The organism is Sphingomonas bacterium (assembly GCF_903643035.1).
Taxonomy (GTDB): Bacteria; Pseudomonadota; Alphaproteobacteria; order Sphingomonadales; family Sphingomonadaceae; genus Sphingomonas.
This window is the reverse complement of sequence record NZ_CAHJWW010000032.1, coordinates 1-17276: the sequence shown is the minus strand read 5'-3', so window position 1 is coordinate 17276 and position 17276 is coordinate 1. Positions and strand designations below refer to the sequence as shown.

Sequence of the window (17276 nt, the reverse complement as noted above, 5' to 3'; positions counted from 1 at the left end):
GGGGGGGGAGCGGCTTCAGGGCGTGCTGGCGGGCGGACAGCAGATCGCGTAGGGAGCAGCCATGTCGGCCGTGATCGCCATCACCCTGTCCGCGCTGGCGATGAGCGTCATCGTCGGCGTGCGCTACCTCGCCGCGTCGGGCGGGTTCGCGCTGGCGACGCGGATGCGGCATCCGGGGCTATATAAGGGCCTGGACGCGCAGGTGCGGCGCGAGATCGCCTGGAGCCTCGCCTCCGCCGCGATCTACGGCATGCCGGCGGGCGTGCTCGCCTGGGGTTGGCAGCATCGCGGCTGGACCCGCGTCTACACCGGCACGCACGCCTGGCCGCTATGGTACCTGCCGGTATCGGTGTTCCTGTATCTCGCGGCCCACGACACCTGGTTCTACTGGACGCATCGCTGGATGCACCGGCCGCGCCCCTTCCGGATCGCCCACGCGCTTCACCACGCCAGCCGGCCGCCGACCGCCTGGGCGGCGATGGCGTTTCACCCGGTCGAGGCGCTGACCGGCGCGGTAGCGATCCCGCTGCTCGTCCTCGTCATCCCGATCCACGTCGGGGCGCTGGCCATCGTGCTGGCGACGATGACGGTCATGGGCGTCACCAATCACATGGGGTGGGAGATGTTTCCGCCCGCGCTGTGGCGGGGGCCGATCGGCGGCTGGCTCATCACCGCCAGCCATCACCAGCGGCACCATGAGCGGTACGGCTGCAACTTTGGGCTCTACTTTCGCTGGTGGGACAAGATGTGCGGCACGGACCGCGGCGTCGGTGATTTCACTCGGAGCCATGCCGCGGCGGGCAAGGTTCGCGCCCCCACGGCCGCCGATGCGCAAGTGTAGCCAAAACGCCACAGACTTCTATAGGATTTGGTAGGATGAGTGATGGTCGTCCGGATAGTGGAGCCTTGGCCCCGGACTTACGTTACGCGGCGGCAGCATTATTTTCGGAGCGCCATACGTGCGATTGAACCTCGTCCTCGCCGCCCTGACCGGCGCCATCGTCTCGACCGTCGCATCGGCACAGGATGCACCGCCGTCAGGTTCGTCGGCCCGCGAGGCGATGGCGGCCGATCTCGGCAAGGACACGATCACCGTCGGTGGCGGCGGCGTCTACCTCCCCGACTACGAAGGCTCGAAGGACTATCGCTTCACGGCGGCGCCAGCAGCGCTCGGTTCGTACAAGGGCTTCAATTTCCAGCTGATCGGCAACCGCTTCAACATCGACCTGATCCCCGACAGCCGCACTTCGAAGTTCGACTTCCAGGCCGGCCCGATCGCCGTCCTGAACCTCAACCGCGACAGCCTGAAGCAGATCAACAATCGTCAGGTGCGCGCCCTGGGCGAGCTGGGCAACGGCATCGAGCTTGGCGGCTTCGTGGGTTTCGGCAAGACGGGCATCATCACCAGCCCCTATGACAAGCTGTCGATCAGCGTCAGCTATCGTCACGACGTCAACAACGTCAGCGACAGCCGGGTCGTCACCCCGTCGATCAACTATCTGACGCCGCTCAGCACGAAGGCGGCGGTGGCGTTGTTCGGATCGGCGGACAATGCCGGACGCGGCTATGCCCAGACGTATTTCGGCGTCACCGCGCAGCAGAGCTTGGCGAGCGGCCTGGCCATCTATTCTCCCGGTTCGGGGTGGAAGAGCGTCACCGGCGGCGGCGTCGTCACCTATTCGCTGACCGGCAACCTGCTGCACGGCTTCAAGGTGCTGGCGGGTGGTACCTATACCAAGATGCTGGGCGACTTCGGCAACAGCCCGCTGGTCCGGACCGTCGGATCGCGCAACCAGTGGATCGGCGCGGCGGGGCTCGCCTACACGTTCTGAGCCGATGGCCGGCTCGGCGTCGGAGCGATGGGTGTCCTTTCGCAAAAGTTTGTGCGGGGTTGCATCCATCGGCACCACTTCTTCGTATGGCCTCGTGTCGACGGCGTTGATGGCGTCGCACGGCGATCTGCGCCGGACAGGCGAAGCTTAGCGGGTTTGACCGGCGGCGACGGCGGTCCATCACATCAAGGGGACGAGTTTGTTATGACCGACAGTGAGGAATTGATCGGCGTTTTCGATAAGCGCGTTCAGCGCCGCGACGACCGCCGGGCCTTGTTCAAGGCGATCCTTGGCGCCGGCGTCGTCGGTGCCGGTCTGGCAATGGCGGGCTCCGCAGAGGCGCAGGCCGTGACCGATGGCGACATCCTGAACTTCGCGCTGAACCTCGAGTATCTCGAGTCCAATTTCTACTATTATGCCGCGTTCGGCACGCCGATCCCGGCGACGTCGATCACCGGTACCGGCACGGCCGTTTCGACCGCCACCGCGGCGGACAGCACCGGCGCGCTCTACAACGCCGGCGCTCGACAGGTGAAGTTCTCCGATCCCTCCGTTCAGGCCTATGCGAACGAGATCGCGGCGGACGAGCTCAACCACGTCAACTTCCTCCGCAAGGCCATCGGCGCGACGGCGGTGGCGCAGCCGGTGCTCGATGTCGGCATCACGCCGAACGGCGCCTTCAGCACCGCGGCGCGCGCGGCTGGCCTGATCGGCGCGACGTCCGCGACCGCGCCGACCTTCTTCGACGTGTATGCCAACGACCTGAGCTTCCTGTACGGTGCGTTCATCTTCGAGGACGTCGGAGTGACCGCCTATCGCGGCGCCTCGGGCCTGCTGACCAACAAGACGTATCTCGACGCCGCCGCCGGTATCCTGGCAGTGGAGGCATATCATGCCGCCATCGTCCGCACGACGCTGGACCAGCTCGGCGTCGCCACGCCGATCATCCGCACCAACACGGAAGCGATCTCCAACGTGCGTGACGCGGTGGATGGGACGACCGACGACGATCAGGGCATCGCCCAGATCGCCAACACCGTGGGCACCCTGTCGAACATCGCGCCGACGGACGGCAACGGTCTGGCCTATGGCCGCACGACCGGCCAGGTACTCAACATCGTGTACCTGAACTCGCCGCCGACCAAGGTCGGAGCCACGAAGGGCGGCTTCTTCCCCGCCGGCATGAACGGCAACATCACGACCAGCACGCCGAACGGCTGATCCGCAGCTATCAGATCCAGGGGAATAAATATGATTGATCGTGAAACGCTGCAGGAAGTGATGGAGATCGGGGCGGCTCGCCGCGCCGAGCGCCGCCGCTTCATCAAGATAGCCGGCGCGGGCATCGCCGCCGCCGGTGGCCTGTCGATGTTGTCGGCCTGCGACGACCAGGGTTCGCCGGCTGCGCCCGTGGCGCCGACGCCGTCGCCGACGGCCACCACCGCCGTATCCGACGTCGACATCCTGAACTTCGCGCTGACGCTCGAATATCTGGAAGGCAACTACTATTCCTTCGCCGCATTCGGCCAAGGACCGAACTCCAGCCTGCTGACCGGCACCGGTACGCAGGGCGCGGTGGTCGGCGGTCGTCAGGTCACCTTCGCCGACGCGACGGTGGCAAGCTATGCGCGTGAGATCGCGCAGGACGAGATCACCCATATCCTGTTCCTGCGAAGCCAACTCAACACCGCGGCGGTGGCACAGCCGGCGATCAACATCGACGGCAGCGCGACCGGTGCCTTCACGGCGGCGGCCCGCGCGGCGGGTGTCGTCAGCGCGACGGGGACGTTCGACCCCTATGCGTCCGACGACAACTGGCTGCTCGGCGCGATGCTGCTGACAGACGTGGGCGTGACCGCGTACAAGGGAGCGGCCGCGCTCATCACCAGCAGCGTCATCGTCGACGCGGCTGCCGGCATCCTGGCGACGGAGGCCTACCATTCGGGTCTGATCCGCACGCTGCTGTATCGGCGTGGCCTGTCGATGGTGCCCACCGACCGGACGTTCTCGGAGATGATCTCCACCGCCCGCGACTCGCTCGACGGCGCAAGCGACGACGATCAGGGCGTGATAAACCCCGGCACGGTGACGGCGAACGGCGCTTCCTACCCGGCGTCCAACATCGTGCCGACCGACGGCGACAGCATCGTGTACGGCCGAACCGCCGCCAACGTGCTGAACGAGGTCTTTCTGACCAAGACGTCGGTGACGAGCGGCGGGTTCTTCCCCTCGGGCATCAACGGCAACATCAAGGCGAGCGCCGCGAACGCGTAAGCCGAGTTCCGCAGATCGTGAAGATCGGCAAGGGCCGCGCGGGTGATCGCGCGGCCCTTTTCGTATCGGTCGGGTCGAAGACCTGACCGGCGAACGGTCGCGTCGCATCCCATTCACAAATGATGCCGCGAGCTCTCATGCCCCGTCTGCCGGGAACGGATCGATAGGTACAATACAGACCTGGCCCGAACGGCACAGGACGGCGAGCGTCCTGAGGGCCTTTCAAGCAGCCCTCAGGCGGCAGTCCGATCATGCGACATGATAGCCGCGATCTGGGGCTTTTGCGATGCCACGGCGACAGCCGGAAGAAGCGAACAGTCGGCTTGCGCCTCAATCCCGATCTACACGCGCATCGGCATCAGCACGTACAGCGCGTTCGACTTGTCGCTTTCACGGATCAACGTCGGCGCCGCGGCGTCCGCCAGATGCACCTCAACCACATCGCCCTCGATCTGGCCGAGGATATCGAGCAGATAGCGCGAGTTGAAGCCGATCTCGAAGGGCGCCGCGGTATAATCGCCGGGCACCTCTTCCGCCGCCGTGCCGTTTTCGGGGCTGCTCACGGACAGCGTGATCCGGTCGCGGTCGAGCGCCATCTTCACCGCACGCGTCTTCTCCGTCGCGATGGTGGAGACGCGGTCCACCCCGTCCTCGAACCCGCGCGGGTCTAGCTTCAGGATCTTGTCGTTGCCCGTCGGGATCACCCGCGAGTAATCGGGAAAGGTGCCGTCGATCAGCTTGGACGTCAGCACCGCCTGCCCCAGGTCGAACCGGATCTTGGTGGGCGACAGCGACACGCCGACGGAGCCGTCCACCTCGTCAAGCAGCTTGCGCAGCTCGGCCACGCATTTGCGCGGCACGATGACGTCGGGCATCTCCTCCGCCCCTTCCGGGCGCGGCATCGTCACCCGCGCGAGGCGGTGGCCGTCCGTCGCCGCGGCCTTCAGGACCGGCGTCGCATCCTTCGTCACATGTAGGAAGATGCCGTTGAGGTAGTAACGGGTTTCCTCCGTGCTGATCGCGAAGCGTGTCTTGTCGATCATCTGCTTGAGCGTATCGGCCGGCAGCTCGAACTTCACCGGCAGCTCGCCCTCGGCGATCACCGGAAAGTCCTCGCGCGGCAGCGTGCCGAGGCTGAAGCGCGCGCGCCCGGCCATGATCGCCATCCGCCCTTCCGCGGCGGAGAACTGTACCTGCGCGCCCTCCGGCAGCTTGCGGGCGATGTCGAACAGCGTGTGCGCGGACACGGTCGTCGCGCCGGGCTGGTCGACCGCGGCGCCGATACGCTCGTTGATCTGCAGATCGAGATCGGTGGCCATCAGCCTGAGGCCGCCGTCCGACGTCGCCTCGATCAGGACGTTGGACAGGATCGGGATCGTGTTGCGGCGCTCGACCACCGATTGCACATGGCTCAGCCCCTTCAGGAGCGTCGCGCGTTCGATCGTCGCCTTCATGCCGTCTTGTCCCCCACGCGCGAGTCCGCTGCCGTGCTTGCAGGCGACCCTACAGGCGCGCCTGCCGGTCCTGCAAGCGCCGCCGGGTCTTCCTTCAGGCCGTAATGGTAAGTGGAGACTTAACGCCCTTGCCTGCCGGCGTCCGCCGCAGCTACCTCGATGACATGGCGGCAGAGCGACAGGGGCCGGACTTCATCGTGCGCCCAGGCGCGGTCAAGGGTCCTGCATGATCCTCGCGCTGCTGCTGGCGGCGAGCACGACGCAGGGGCGCGAGCCGCTGGGCGTGTTCGACGGCTGGGGAGCGTTCCGCGACCGGGAACCGGCACGCTGCTTCGCGATCGCGGTGCCCGCACGCACCGGACGGCGCCCGGCATGGCGCCCATTCGCCAGCATCGCACGCTGGCCCGGCCAGCGTCGCGGCGACGTCCTGTTCGTGCGCCTGTCCGCCGCGCGCGGCGACGACACGCCGGTGACGCTCAGCGTCGGCGAGCGCCGCTTCCGCCTGACGGGACATGGCAGCGGCGTCTGGAGCCCCGACGCCGCGACCGACCATACGCTGGTCGCGGCGCTGCGCGGCCAGCACAGCATGAGCATCGAGGCGGTCAGCGCACGCGGCGAGCCGTTCGCGGACACCTATCTGCTGACCGGCGCCGCGACCGCGATCGATGCGGCGACGCTGGGTTGCGCGGGAGGGTAGGACATCGCGGCGCCTTGCGGCACGCGCACGATCCGCTCGTCCACCCGCGCCACGACGACGCCGAGCTTGCGCACGGTCAGCCGGTTCAACGTCGATTGGCCGCCGGGCTCCAGCACGAGCCATTGTTCCGCCGACAGGCCGTGCGCCATCGCGAAGCGGATGTGCAGCCGGTTGCCCCTGGCGATCACGGTCACCGGGCCGCGCGCATCGCTCAGCGTGCCGCGGTATGTACCATCAAGCGAGCGGGCGATCCGCCAGTCGCGCCGCGTCGGCGGTTTGCCGTCCACCACCACGGCCTGCGTCAGGTGGATCGCGCCGTCCGGCTCGATCGTGCCCGATCCATGCACAAGAATGGCGACGCCGCGATGAAAGGCGATCGTCAGTCGCCCCCTGCCCTCCGTCCGGCCCGCGAAGAAGGCAAGCGGGTCGAACGCCGGTGTCAATGCCGCCGGTGGCGCATCGGGAGGCAAGGTGGCGCAGGCCGAGAGTGCGAGGCAGGCCATGATCGGAAAGGCTCGCATCGTGTTCTCCCGTCGGTGCCGAACCGGGCCGTCAGTCCGGCGAAGAACGTCCGGCGGGTGGAGTCATGTCCCTGCCCCGAACCTCACACACGCACGCACGCATGCACGCATGCAGGGCGCGACGCGAACTCCGCGCCGACGCGCCATTTAAGTTCCGGCCGCGCTGGGCTATATCCTGTCGATGCCCGCCACCGCCGCCGCCCTGATGTCCATGCCCGGGCATGTCGATCCCGTACCCGTCGTCCGCACGCCCGCACCGCGGCCGGACGGACGAACCGACCTGATCGGTCTGTCCAAGGACCAGTTGCGGACGGCCCTGTCGGACGCCGGCCTGGAGCCGAGGCAGGCGAAGCTGCGCGCCAAGCAGATCTGGCACTGGCTCTACAACCGCGGCGCGACCGAGTTCTCCGCGATGACGGACATCGCGAAGGCGCAGTACCCGTGGCTGGCCGAGCGGTTCGCGATCTCCCGGCCCGAGGTGGTGGAGGCGCAGGTCTCGTCCGACGGCACGCGCAAGTGGCTGCTGCGCTCGCCAGACGCGCAGGATTACGAGATGGTGTTCATTCCCGATGCCGGCCGGGGGACGTTGTGCGTGTCGAGCCAGGTCGGCTGCACGCTCAACTGCCGCTTCTGCCATACCGGGACGATGCGCCTGGTCCGCAACCTGACCGCGGGCGAGATCGTCGGCCAGGTGATGCTGGCGCGCGACTCGCTCGGCGAGTGGCCGTCGCAGCCCGAGGGGCGGATGCTCACCAACATCGTGATGATGGGCATGGGCGAGCCGCTCTACAATTTCGATGCGGTGCGCGACGCGCTGCGGCTCGTGATGGACGGCGACGGCCTCGCGCTCTCGAAGCGGCGGATCACCCTGTCGACATCGGGCGTCGTGCCGATGATGGCGCGGGCAGGCGAGGAGATCGGGGTGAACCTCGCCGTGTCGCTGCATGCGGTACGCAAGGAGGTGCGCGACGAGATCGTGCCGCTGAACCGCAAATACGGCATCGACGAGCTGCTGCAGGCATGCGCCGATTACCCGGGCGCCAACAACGCGCGGCGGATCACCTTCGAATATGTCATGCTGCGCGACAAGAACGACTCGGACGCGGACGCGCACGAACTGGTCCGGCTGATCCGCCACTATCGCCTGCCCGCCAAGGTGAACCTGATCCCGTTCAATCCATGGCCCGGCGCGGCGTATGAATGTTCGACGCCCGAGCGGGTGCGCGCCTTTTCCGAGATCGTGTTCCAGGCCGGCATCTCCGCCCCTGTCCGCACGCCGCGCGGTCGCGATATCGACGCTGCCTGCGGCCAGCTTAAGACGGCGGCGGAACGGAAAAGTCGCGCGGAGATGGACCGAGAGGCGGAGGCGAAGCTGATGGCGCTGGGTTGACGGCGTCAATGATGCGCATATTTTGCGTGAGCCAGTCTCCACACGCCAGCGCGTCAACCTGCTGCTCGATCGTAAGACGGTCGAAGCGGTACGCGAGTTAGGTCTCAAACTCTCGCGAACGGTGGATCGCGTACTTGCGCGTGAGGTGAAAACCGCACGCGAGCAGCATTGGCGGGAGGAGAACAGAGAGCCGCTTGCTACCTGGGCCGATTGGTATGACCGCGAAGGCGATCCGCTGGCACATCTGCCGCCCTTGTGATGGCACAATTCGACGTTTATCGCCTGCGCGGTGGCGGTCTGGTGCTCGACTGCCAGTCTGACCTTTTGGACGCGCTTCCGTCCCGCTTCGTCGTGCCGCTGCGTGCCTCTCATCCAGCCGAACTCAAGCATCTGACGCTGATGTTCGATGTCGAGGGCAAACGCCTCATCATGCTGACGCCGCTGGCCCGCAGTGTAGATCGGCGAGACATAGAGAGCACGATTGCAACCCTTGCCAACGAGCAGGATCAGATCAAACGGGCACTCGACATGCTCGTCAGCGGTATCTGATCCGCTTCAGACCGCCGTCCCGCCCACCGTCAATCCGTCGACCAGCAGCGTCGGCTGGCCGACGCCCGCCGGGACGCTCTGCCCGCCCTTGCCGCACATGCCGATCCCCTCGTCGAGCGCGAAGTCGTTGCCGATCCCCGTCACCTTGGTCAGCACGCTCGGCCCGTCGCCGATCAGCGTCGCGCCCTTGATCGGGGCACCCAGCTTGCCATCCTCGATCAGATACGCCTCGGTGCACGAGAAGACGAACTTGCCCGACACGATGTCGACCGATCCGCCGCCGAACGCCTTGGCGAAGATGCCGCGCTTCACCCGGCCCAACAGTTCGGCGGGGTCGTCGCGGCCGGCCTTCATGAAGGTGTTGGTCATCCGCGGCATCGGCGCATGCGCGAAGCTCTCGCGCCGGCCGTTGCCGGTGGGCGAGACGCCCATCAGCCGCGCGTTCAGCCGGTCCTGCATGTAGCCCTTCAGGATGCCGTCCTCGATCAGCACCGTCTCGCCGGTCGGCGTACCCTCGTCGTCGATCGTCAGCGAGCCGCGACGGTCCTGGATCGACCCGTCATCCACGATCGTGATCCCCGGGGCGGCCACCCGCTCGCCGATCCTTCCCGAGAAGGCGGACGTGCCCTTGCGGTTGAAGTCCCCTTCCAGCCCGTGGCCGATCGCCTCGTGCAGCAGCACGCCCGGCCAGCCCGGCCCCAGCAGGACCGTCATCTCGCCCGCCGGCGCCGCGACCGACTCGAGGTTGACCAGCGCCTGCGCCAGCGCCTCGTCGATCGCGCGGTTCCACGTCGCGGGCTCCATCACCCGGTCGTAGAGATGGCGGCCGCCGATCCCGAACGTGCCCGTCTCGCGCCGCCCGTCCTGCTCCGCCACGATCGAGACGTTCAGCCGTACGAGCGGGCGCACGTCGGTGGCCACGAAGCCGTCGGCACGCACGATCTCGACGACCTGCCACGACCCCATCAACGATACCGACACCTGCGCGACGCGCGGATCCCGGGCACGCGCGGCGGCGTCGATCGTCTGGCACAGGTTCACCTTGTCGGCGAACGGCACCAAGTCGAGCGGATCGGCATCGGTGTACAGGTGGCGGTTCGTACCCTGCGGCGCCGGGCTGCGCGGGGTCGAGGTGGGATCGATCAGCGCCATCGTCTGCGCCGCCCGCCGGATCGCGGCGGGTGTCATCTCGCTTGCGTGCGCGAAGGCGGTCGTCTCGCCCGCCACCGCGCGCAGCCCGAAACCGCCCTGCGTGTCGTAGGAAGCGGTCTTCAGCCGCCCGTCGTCGAACCCGAACGCCTCGGACTTCTTGTACTGAAGATACAGCTCGCCGTCGTCGGCCCGCGCGAGCGCGTCGGCGGTCAGCTTGCGCGCGATCTCGGGATCGAGATCGTCGCGGTACAGGAACGAGCGGGGATCGGCGGCTGCGGTCATCGGTACGATATAGATGGCTTATCGTCCTGCGCCATCCCCGTGATCGCGGATCGTCGACTGGTCCGCGCCGTCCGCCGGACCGCCGACGAGGATGAAGCGCCGGTCGCAATAGCCGCAGTCGACGGTGCCGCCGTCGTCGATCTGGAGGAACACGCGCGGATGGCCGAGCGCGGCGCCGCCCGGAATGTCGCTCGCCCCGTCGCAGGCGACACGGTGGCTGGTGGTACGGATCGTTTCTAGCGGCGGAACCATGTCTGCGCGGATAGCAAGCGTCCCGGCCTTCCACAATGCCGCCTGGATGCTGTCGCGCCCTCCGCAACTCGTCTAGGGCCGCGGCATGACCGACGCCGCCATCGCCATCCGGGACCTGTCCAAGACCTACGCCGGGGGCAAGCGCGCGCTCGACGGGGTGAGCGTCGATGTGCCGCAGGGTTCGATCTTCGGGCTTCTGGGTCCCAACGGGGCGGGCAAGTCGACGCTCATCAACATCCTCGCCGGGCTCGTGAACAAGACGAGCGGGACTGCCTCGATCTGGGGGTTCGACATCGATGCGCACCCGCGCAACGCGAAGGCGGCGATCGGCATCGTCAACCAGGAGATCCTGTTCGACCCCTTCTTCACGCCGCTGGAGACGCTGGACATCCAGGCCGGGCTGTACGGCGTGCCCAGGGCGGCGCGCAGGTCGATGGAGCTGCTGCGCGCCGTCCATCTGGAGGACAAGGCGAACGCCTATGCCCGCACCCTGTCGGGCGGCATGAAGCGGCGGCTGATGGTGGCCAAGGCGCTGGTCCACGCTCCGCCCGTGCTGGTGCTCGACGAGCCGACCGCGGGTGTCGACATCGAGCTTCGCCAGCAGTTGTGGACCTATGTCCGCGAGCTCAACGACGGCGGCGTGACGGTGGTGCTGACGACCCACTATCTGGAGGAGGCCGAGCAGTTGTGCGACCGGATCGCGATCATCAACCACGGCCGCGTCGTGGCGAACGAGCCGACGCGGGAGCTGGTCGGCCGCGCGCGCGAGAAGGTGGTGGCGGTGACGGTCGACCGCGACCTGGATGCCGCGCCCGATGCGGTCTGCTTCGACAAGGTGGTGCTGAAGGGCAGCCGCGTGCTGGAGATCACCTATTCCAAGGACCGGGTGAACGCAGGGCAGGTGCTGGCGGCGGTGACCCGCGACGGGCTGGGCATCGTCGACGTCTCCACGCGCGAGGCGGACCTGGAGGACGTGTTCCTGAGCCTGACGCGGGCAAGGTGACGCGGGAGGGATGGACCCCCTTGTCCTCCCCCGCCAGGGGGAGGTGGCAGCCCGCAGGGCTGACGGAGGGGGCGGTTTCGAACCGGCTCCGTCCTGCGCACCTCCCCCTCCGTCCGGCTGCGCCGGCCACCTCCCCCCGCCAGGGGGAGGATGAGATAAGATCAGTCCCCCATCCCCCGCCGGCTGGCGAGGTGGTGCGCGTGGCAGATCGCCACCGCCAGCGCGTCGGCGGCGTCCGGGCCGTCGATCGCGGTGCCGGGCAACAGGCGGGCGACCATCGCGTGGACCTGCGCCTTCTCCGCGGCCCCGGTGCCCACCACCGCCTTCTTCACGAGGCGAGCGGCGTACTCGCCCGGCTCGATCCCGGCGCGCGCCACGCCGAGCAGGATGACGCCGCGCGCCTGGCCGAGCTTCAGCGTCGACTGCGGGTTCGAGTTGACGAACACCTCCTCCACCGCCGCCGCCTGTGGCGCGTGATCGGCGATCACGGCCGCCAGCATGGTGTCCAGATGCGCGAGCCGGCGGGCGAGCGGCTCGGCCGTCCCGGTCCGAAGCCGACCGTTGGCGAGATGGGACAGGCGGTTGCCCTCGGCGCGGATCACGCCCCAGCCGGTGGTGCCAAGGCCGGGGTCGAGGCCGAGGACGATCATGCCTCCCCCGCCCGCTCGCGGGAGGGGGCCGGGGGGTGGGCACGAGCGCGAGAGCACCGCCCCAGGACGCCCCGCGCCCAACCCCTCCCGCAAGCGGGTGAGGGGATCACCCCAGCCGCTCCAGCACCTCGTCGCTGACCTCGTGGTTGCCCCAGACGGTCTGAACGTCGTCATCGTCGTCCAGAGCGTCGATCAGCTTGAACAGCTGTTCCGCCTCGCCCTCGCCCACCGCGACGGTCGTCTGCGCGCGCCAGGCGAGCTTCGCGCCCTCTGGCTCGCCGAGCACCGGCGCCAGCGCGGTCGCGACCTCGTGCAGGTCGCCCACCGCCGTCCAGATCTCGTGGCCGTCGTCGGTGGAGCTCACGTCCTCGGCGCCCGCCTCCAGCGCGGCCTCGAACACCGTCTCTGCATCGCCGGCCGAGGCGGGGTAGCTGACGAGGCCCATCCGGTCGAAGCCGTGGCTGACGGAGCCCGACGCGCCGAGGTTGCCGCCGTTCTTGGCCACGGCGGTGCGAACGTTGGTGGCGGTGCGGTTGCGGTTGTCGGTCAGCGCCTCGATGATGAGCGAGACGCCGCCGGGACCGAAGCCCTCGTAGCGGATCTCCTCGTAGTTCTCGGCGTCGGCGCGGCTCGCCTTGTCGACCGACCGCTGGATATTGTCCTTGGGCATCGACGCGGCCTTGGCGGCGTTGATCGCGGCGCGCAGGCGGGCGTTGGTGTCGGGATCGGGCAGCCCCGATTTGGCCGCCACGGTGATCTCGCGGCTGAGCTTGCCGAACGACGCGGACCGCTTCTTGTCCTGCGCGCCCTTGCGGTACATGATGTTCTTGTACTTGGAATGACCTGCCATGATGTCCTCTTGGGCGATGCGCGGCTGTTACGCTCCCCGCCGCCTCCGCGCCAGCCGCCGGCTACCGCCGAGAGCCGCCGGTGGGACGAGTATCACTGGAGCCCCAGCGCCTGTCGGTAGGTTTCCAACAGCGCGTCCGCCTCGTCGCGGTGATGCTTCTCCATGCGGCGCAGGCGGACGATCGAGCGCATCGTCTTGACGTCGAAGCCGGTCGACTTCGCCTCGCCATAGGTGTCCTTGATGTCGTCCTGCATCGCGCGCTTCTCCTCTTCCAGCCTTTCCACGCGCTCGATGAACTGGCGCAGCTGCTCGGCGGAGACGTTGTCGGTCATGGGCGGTCGATCCTGTGAAACGCGATCCCCCGACGGGGGCCGCGCGCCTTAACCACGCGCGCGGGCGGCGTCACGCGTTCTTCTTCAGGCTTTCGGCCATGCGGGCCAGCTGCGCGGCCGTCGCCGCCGGCTGGCGCGCCTTCCAGGCGGCATAGGGCATGCCGTACACCGCCTCGCGTGCCGCGGCGGTGTCGAGCGCGCCGCCGCTCGCCTCCGCCACCCAGTCGCCCAGGCAGTTGCGACAGAAGCCCGCGAGCCCCATCAGGTCCACGTTCTGCGCGTCCTCGCGATCGCGCAGGTGCGCCACCAGCCGGCGGAACGCCGCCGCCGCGGTCGCATCGTCGATGTCCGTCATGCACAATCCCTCGTTGCTTGCCCCGCGTTATTCCCTAGGACGGCCCGCGCACAAGCCGAGGAACGCAATCATGACCAAGGCCCCCAGCCCCCGGTCCGGTTCCCGGCCCGAACCGGGTCCCGATCCCCGTCCGGGTCCCCGCGCGCGCAAGGTGCGCGTGCTCGCGACGCTGGGTCCCGCATCGAGCAGCACGGAGATGATCGCGACGCTGTTCCAGTCGGGCGCCGACGCCTTCCGCATCAACATGAGCCACGGGGACCAGCAGTCCAAGGTCGCGGTGGTCGCGGCGATCCGGTCGCTGGAGGAGCGGTTCGGCCGGCCGACGACGATCCTGGCGGATCTTCAGGGTCCCAAGCTGCGCGTCGGGCGGTTCGCGGGCGGGCGGGTCGACCTCGTCACCGGGTCGACGTTCCACCTCGACCGATCGGCCGAACCCGGCGACGCCATCCGCGTCCAGCTGCCGCACCGCGAGATCTTCGAGGCGATCGAGCCGGGCGCGCGGCTGCTGCTGGACGACGGCAAGCTGGTGCTGCGCGTCGCCGACAACACGCCCGACCGGATCGAGGCGCTGGTCGAGGTCGGCGGGTCGCTGTCCGACAACAAGGGCCTGAACGTCCCGGACGTCGTGCTGCCGATGGCGGCGCTGACCGACAAGGACCGGTCCGACCTCGCCTGGGCGGTCGACCAGGGGGTGGACTGGATCGCGCTGTCGTTCGTGCAGCGGCCGGAGGACTTGGCGGAGGCGAGGCTGCTGATCGCCGGCCGCGCCGCGCTGCTCGCCAAGATCGAGAAGCCGGCCGCGATCGACCGGTTGGAAGAGATCATCGAGGTGTGCGACGGCGTGATGGTCGCGCGCGGCGACCTGGGCGTCGAGCTGCCCCCGCAGCAGGTGCCCCCGCTCCAGAAGCGCATCGTCGAGCTGTCGCGCCGGATGGGCCGGCCGGTGGTGGTGGCGACGCAGATGCTGGAGTCGATGATTAAGAGCCCCTCGCCCACCCGCGCCGAGGTGTCGGACGTCGCGACCGCGATCTACGACGGGGCGGACGCGATCATGCTGTCGGCGGAAAGCGCGGCGGGCGACTGGCCGGTGCAGTCGGTGGCGATGATGAACGCGATCGGCGAGGCGGTGGAGCTCGACCCCGCGCATGGCGACCGCATCCACTTCACCGTCACCAAGCCCGATCCCACCACCGCCGACGCGCTGGCGGAGGCGGCGGCCGCCATTGCGCGGACCGTGTCGGCCAAGGCGATCATCTGCTTCACCACATCGGGCTCCACCGCGCGGCGCGTGGCGCGCGAGCGGCCCGGCGTGCCGGTCGTGGTGCTGACGCCCCGGCTTGAGACCGCGCGGCGGCTGGGGCTGTTGTGGGGCACCTATGCGATCCACACGCGCGACGTGTCGTCGTTCGAGGAGATGGTGGCGAAATCCAAGCGCATGGCGTTGCGCCACGGCATCGCCGCCGCCGGCGACCGGATCGTGCTAATGGCGGGGGTGCCGTTCAAGACGCCGGGATCGACCAACGTGCTGCATGTCACGCGCATGACGGGCGACGAGCTGAAGGGCCACGAGGAATAGCCTTTTCCCGCGGGAAAGGCCGGGCGCGTCTCCCCTCCCGCGAGCGGGAGGGGGACCGTCAGGCCATCATTCCCTGCAGCAGGCGCGGCACGTCGCCGCTCTCGCCCCTCGCCTCGGCCATGAAGCGGTCCTTGAGCGCGGGGATGCGGTCGACGGCGGAGATGCCGAGCCGCCGCACCGCGCTCGCGGTCCTGCCCGGGATGCCGAACAGCCGCGTCAGCGTGTCCGTCGCCACCGCCACCATCGCCACGTCGAGGCTGCGCCACCGCTCGTACCGCGCAAGAAGCTGCGCATCGCCAAGGTCCAGGCCCAGCCGCCTGCCCTCCACCAGCACCTCGACCAGCGCGGCGACGTCGCGCAGGCCGAGGTTCAGGCCCTGGCCCGCGATCGGGTGGATGCCGTGGCCCGCGTCGCCCACCAGCGCCAGCCGTCCGGCGGTGATCCGGGCGGCATGGTGGAAGCCCAGCGGATAGCCCGATCGCGGCGCCGGCGCCGACAACCTGCCCAGGAAGCCGCCCATCCGCGCCTCCGCCTCCGCAAGGAAGCCGCGGTCGCCCAGCTTCATCATCCCGGTCGCGTCGCGCTCCGCCACCGTCCACACCAGCGCCGAGCGATGGCCGACGTCGTCGTCGGGCAGCGGCAGGATCGCGAACGGCCCCGCGGGATAGAAGATCTCATAGGCGGTCGCGTCGTGCGTGCGCTCGTGGTGGAAGGCGGCGATGATCGCGCGGTGGTCGTAGGACCAGCGCGCGACCGCGATCCCGGCCGCCTCGCGCGTCGCGGACGCACGCCCGTCGGCGGCGATCAGCAGTTCGGCGCGCACATCCTCCCCGGTCGACAGCGTCGCGCGGACGCCCGCGCCGTCGCGCACCACGTCGGCCGCGCGCGTTCCGGTGCGCAGGTCCACCAGCCCCGCCGCCGACGTCGCCTCGTGCATCGCGCGGCGCAGCAGCCTGTTCTCGTACATCGTCCCCAGCGGGTCGCCGTCCGCCGCCACGAAGTCCAGCTTGCCGGGTTCCAGCCCGTCGCTTACCCGGATCGAGCGGATCGCGCAGCCCCGGCCCGCGACGCGCGCGCCGACGCCGATCGCGTCGAGCATCCGCCCGCTGGCGCTCGCCACCGCCGAGGCGCGGCCATCGAAGCCGGGAGCGAGCGTCACCGCCGGGTCGGCGGGATCGACGACGATCGAGGACAGGCCGTGCGAGTCGAGCGCGGTCGCGAGACAGGCGCCGACGAGCCCGCCGCCGAGGATGAGGACGTCAGCCTGGATCATGGTGCCGCCCTACGCCCGCCCCCTCGCCGACGCCAAAGAAAAACCCGCCCGCCGACAGGCGAGCGGGTTCCTGGTCGTGTCCGCCGTTCCCGGTCGGGGATCAGCAGCCGTTCCTGCGGTTCTGGGCCGAGTCATGCTTCTTGTCGAGGTGACGGCCGAGCAGAGCGCCGCCGCCCGCGCCCGCCAGCGTGCCGAGCGTGCCGCCGCCCAGCACATGGCCGAGCACGCCGCCGCCGACCGCGCCCGCGACCGTCCCGGTCGTGCCGCTCGACTTCTTGCACGGGTAGTAGCGGCCGTCGTCGCCGCGATAGCTGCGGTCGCCGCGATAACCCTCGTCACGCTGATCGCGCTGGTCGCGCTGGTCGTTCTGGTAACGCTGATCGTTCTGGTAGCTCTGCGCCACCGCCGCGCCCGGCAGCAGCGCCGGCGCCATCGTCATCGCGGCCATCGCGGCCAACATGGTCTTCTTCATCGCCATTCTCCTCGGGTCGGGTAACAACGCACCCGCCTGTGGGTTGCATGGTCCCGGCGACATTGCGCTGACCTGAAGCCCGGGGGAGGCCGGCGTTCAGCTTGACGGCGCATCGCGGCTCGGCAAGAATCGGGGGCGTAACGGGAACGGGGACACGGGCGATGGCGAGCCGGGCGCAGCAGCCGACGATGTGGCGCGCATCGATGCGACAGGGCGCGGTGCGCGGCGGCGCGATCGCGGTCGCGGGCGCGATCTTCGGAGCCACGCTGCTCGCCGCGCTGGCGCTGGCGAGCTACCATCCGGGGGACCAGGCGCTGAACACCGCGTCCGGCGGGCCGGCGCGCAACCTGGCGGGCTGGATC

At 69.1% G+C, this 17276-nt stretch carries 21 protein-coding genes; 11 read left to right on the top strand and 10 right to left on the bottom strand.

Going from position 1 to position 17276, the window contains the following annotated elements; all coding sequences use genetic code 11:
* Positions 1-61: 61 nt before the first annotated feature.
* The 4 genes from HUV01_RS03770 (at position 62) to HUV01_RS03755 (ending at position 4106) form a co-directional block, all read left to right on the top strand.
* On the top strand, positions 62-841 hold the full coding sequence (locus tag HUV01_RS03770) for a sterol desaturase family protein (protein ID WP_174296982.1): 780 nt from the start codon (positions 62-64) through the stop codon (positions 839-841).
* Positions 842-959: 118 nt separating this feature from the next.
* Positions 960-1832, top strand: a complete 873-nt coding sequence (locus tag HUV01_RS03765; protein ID WP_254606355.1) for a MipA/OmpV family protein — start codon at positions 960-962, stop codon at positions 1830-1832.
* A 204-nt stretch (positions 1833-2036) separates the two neighbouring features.
* Positions 2037-3053 (top strand): ferritin-like domain-containing protein, encoded by a 1017-nt coding sequence (locus tag HUV01_RS03760; protein WP_174296981.1) that lies wholly within the window; start codon positions 2037-2039, stop codon positions 3051-3053.
* Between the two features lie 30 nt (positions 3054-3083).
* Positions 3084-4106, top strand: a complete 1023-nt coding sequence (locus HUV01_RS03755; RefSeq protein WP_174296980.1) for a ferritin-like domain-containing protein — start codon at positions 3084-3086, stop codon at positions 4104-4106.
* Positions 4107-4447: 341 nt separating this feature from the next.
* Here the strand turns inward: HUV01_RS03755 and dnaN are convergent, their stop codons facing one another.
* Positions 4448-5560: a DNA polymerase III subunit beta gene (gene dnaN / locus HUV01_RS03750; protein ID WP_174296979.1), complete on the bottom strand. Its 1113-nt coding sequence runs from the start codon at positions 5558-5560 to the stop codon at positions 4448-4450.
* Positions 5561-5786: 226 nt separating this feature from the next.
* On the opposite strand from dnaN, the gene HUV01_RS03745 reads away from it, so the two are divergent.
* On the top strand, positions 5787-6257 hold the full coding sequence (locus HUV01_RS03745; RefSeq protein WP_174296978.1) for a hypothetical protein: 471 nt from the start codon (positions 5787-5789) through the stop codon (positions 6255-6257).
* Here the strand turns inward: HUV01_RS03745 and HUV01_RS03740 are convergent.
* The gene (locus HUV01_RS03740; protein ID WP_174296977.1) at positions 6194-6778 is read right to left on the bottom strand and encodes a DUF3833 family protein; all 585 of its coding nucleotides are present in this window, start codon (positions 6776-6778) and stop codon (positions 6194-6196) included. The two genes, HUV01_RS03745 and HUV01_RS03740, sit on opposite strands and share 64 nt — an antisense overlap.
* A gap of 181 nt (positions 6779-6959) precedes the next feature.
* Here HUV01_RS03740 and rlmN point away from each other — a divergent pair, with 181 nt between their 5' ends.
* Genes rlmN through HUV01_RS03725 form a run of 3 tightly spaced genes read left to right on the top strand, consistent with a single transcriptional unit; the run spans position 6960 to position 8717 of the window.
* On the top strand, positions 6960-8168 hold the full coding sequence (gene rlmN, locus HUV01_RS03735) for a 23S rRNA (adenine(2503)-C(2))-methyltransferase RlmN (RefSeq protein ID WP_174296976.1): 1209 nt from the start codon (positions 6960-6962) through the stop codon (positions 8166-8168).
* Between the two features lie 22 nt (positions 8169-8190).
* On the top strand, positions 8191-8427 hold the full coding sequence (locus HUV01_RS03730) for a type II toxin-antitoxin system CcdA family antitoxin (RefSeq protein ID WP_174296975.1): 237 nt from the start codon (positions 8191-8193) through the stop codon (positions 8425-8427).
* Entirely contained in the window at positions 8427-8717 is a 291-nt protein-coding gene (locus HUV01_RS03725; protein WP_174296974.1) for a CcdB family protein, read from the top strand. Before HUV01_RS03730 ends, HUV01_RS03725 begins: the two co-directional genes overlap by 1 nt.
* Positions 8718-8723: 6 nt before the next feature.
* On the opposite strand, the gene tldD is transcribed toward HUV01_RS03725, so the two are convergent.
* Both tldD and HUV01_RS03715 read right to left on the bottom strand, forming a co-directional pair.
* On the bottom strand, positions 8724-10151 hold the full coding sequence (gene tldD, locus HUV01_RS03720) for a metalloprotease TldD (RefSeq protein WP_174296973.1): 1428 nt from the start codon (positions 10149-10151) through the stop codon (positions 8724-8726).
* A gap of 18 nt (positions 10152-10169) precedes the next feature.
* Entirely contained in the window at positions 10170-10403 is a 234-nt protein-coding gene (locus HUV01_RS03715; protein WP_174296972.1) for a zinc-finger domain-containing protein, read from the bottom strand.
* An 85-nt stretch (positions 10404-10488) separates the two neighbouring features.
* Between HUV01_RS03715 and HUV01_RS03710 the strand changes: the two genes are divergently transcribed.
* Positions 10489-11406 carry an ABC transporter ATP-binding protein gene (locus HUV01_RS03710; RefSeq protein WP_174296971.1) on the top strand — a complete coding sequence of 306 codons (918 nt, stop codon included), beginning with the start codon at positions 10489-10491 and terminating at the stop codon, positions 11404-11406.
* Between the two features lie 161 nt (positions 11407-11567).
* Here HUV01_RS03710 and ruvC read toward each other — a convergent pair whose 3' ends face one another.
* From ruvC to HUV01_RS03690, 4 genes are all read right to left on the bottom strand, one after another.
* Positions 11568-12056 carry a crossover junction endodeoxyribonuclease RuvC gene (ruvC, locus tag HUV01_RS03705; protein WP_174296970.1) on the bottom strand — a complete coding sequence of 163 codons (489 nt, stop codon included), beginning with the start codon at positions 12054-12056 and terminating at the stop codon, positions 11568-11570.
* Positions 12057-12162: 106 nt separating this feature from the next.
* Positions 12163-12906, bottom strand: coding sequence for a YebC/PmpR family DNA-binding transcriptional regulator (locus tag HUV01_RS03700; RefSeq protein WP_174296969.1), 744 nt, complete (start codon positions 12904-12906; stop codon positions 12163-12165).
* 92 nt (positions 12907-12998) lie between these two features.
* Entirely contained in the window at positions 12999-13238 is a 240-nt protein-coding gene (locus HUV01_RS03695) for a DUF2312 domain-containing protein (protein ID WP_174296968.1), read from the bottom strand.
* A 70-nt stretch (positions 13239-13308) separates the two neighbouring features.
* The gene (locus HUV01_RS03690) at positions 13309-13593 is read right to left on the bottom strand and encodes a DUF1244 domain-containing protein (RefSeq protein ID WP_174296967.1); all 285 of its coding nucleotides are present in this window, start codon (positions 13591-13593) and stop codon (positions 13309-13311) included.
* A gap of 70 nt (positions 13594-13663) precedes the next feature.
* Here HUV01_RS03690 and pyk point away from each other — a divergent pair, with 70 nt between their 5' ends.
* On the top strand, positions 13664-15169 hold the full coding sequence (gene pyk, locus HUV01_RS03685; protein ID WP_174296966.1) for a pyruvate kinase: 1506 nt from the start codon (positions 13664-13666) through the stop codon (positions 15167-15169).
* A gap of 58 nt (positions 15170-15227) precedes the next feature.
* Here pyk and HUV01_RS03680 read toward each other — a convergent pair whose 3' ends face one another.
* Together HUV01_RS03680 and HUV01_RS03675 are read right to left on the bottom strand one after the other, a co-directional pair.
* Positions 15228-16442, bottom strand: coding sequence for an FAD-dependent monooxygenase (locus tag HUV01_RS03680; RefSeq protein WP_174296965.1), 1215 nt, complete (start codon positions 16440-16442; stop codon positions 15228-15230).
* A gap of 100 nt (positions 16443-16542) precedes the next feature.
* Complete coding sequence (locus HUV01_RS03675; protein WP_174296964.1) at positions 16543-16914, bottom strand: glycine zipper 2TM domain-containing protein; 372 nt, start codon at positions 16912-16914, stop codon at positions 16543-16545.
* 161 nt (positions 16915-17075) lie between these two features.
* Here HUV01_RS03675 and HUV01_RS03670 point away from each other — a divergent pair.
* A partial coding sequence (locus HUV01_RS03670) for a DNA translocase FtsK 4TM domain-containing protein (RefSeq protein WP_174296963.1) occupies positions 17076-17276 on the top strand: 201 nt, incomplete at its 3' end.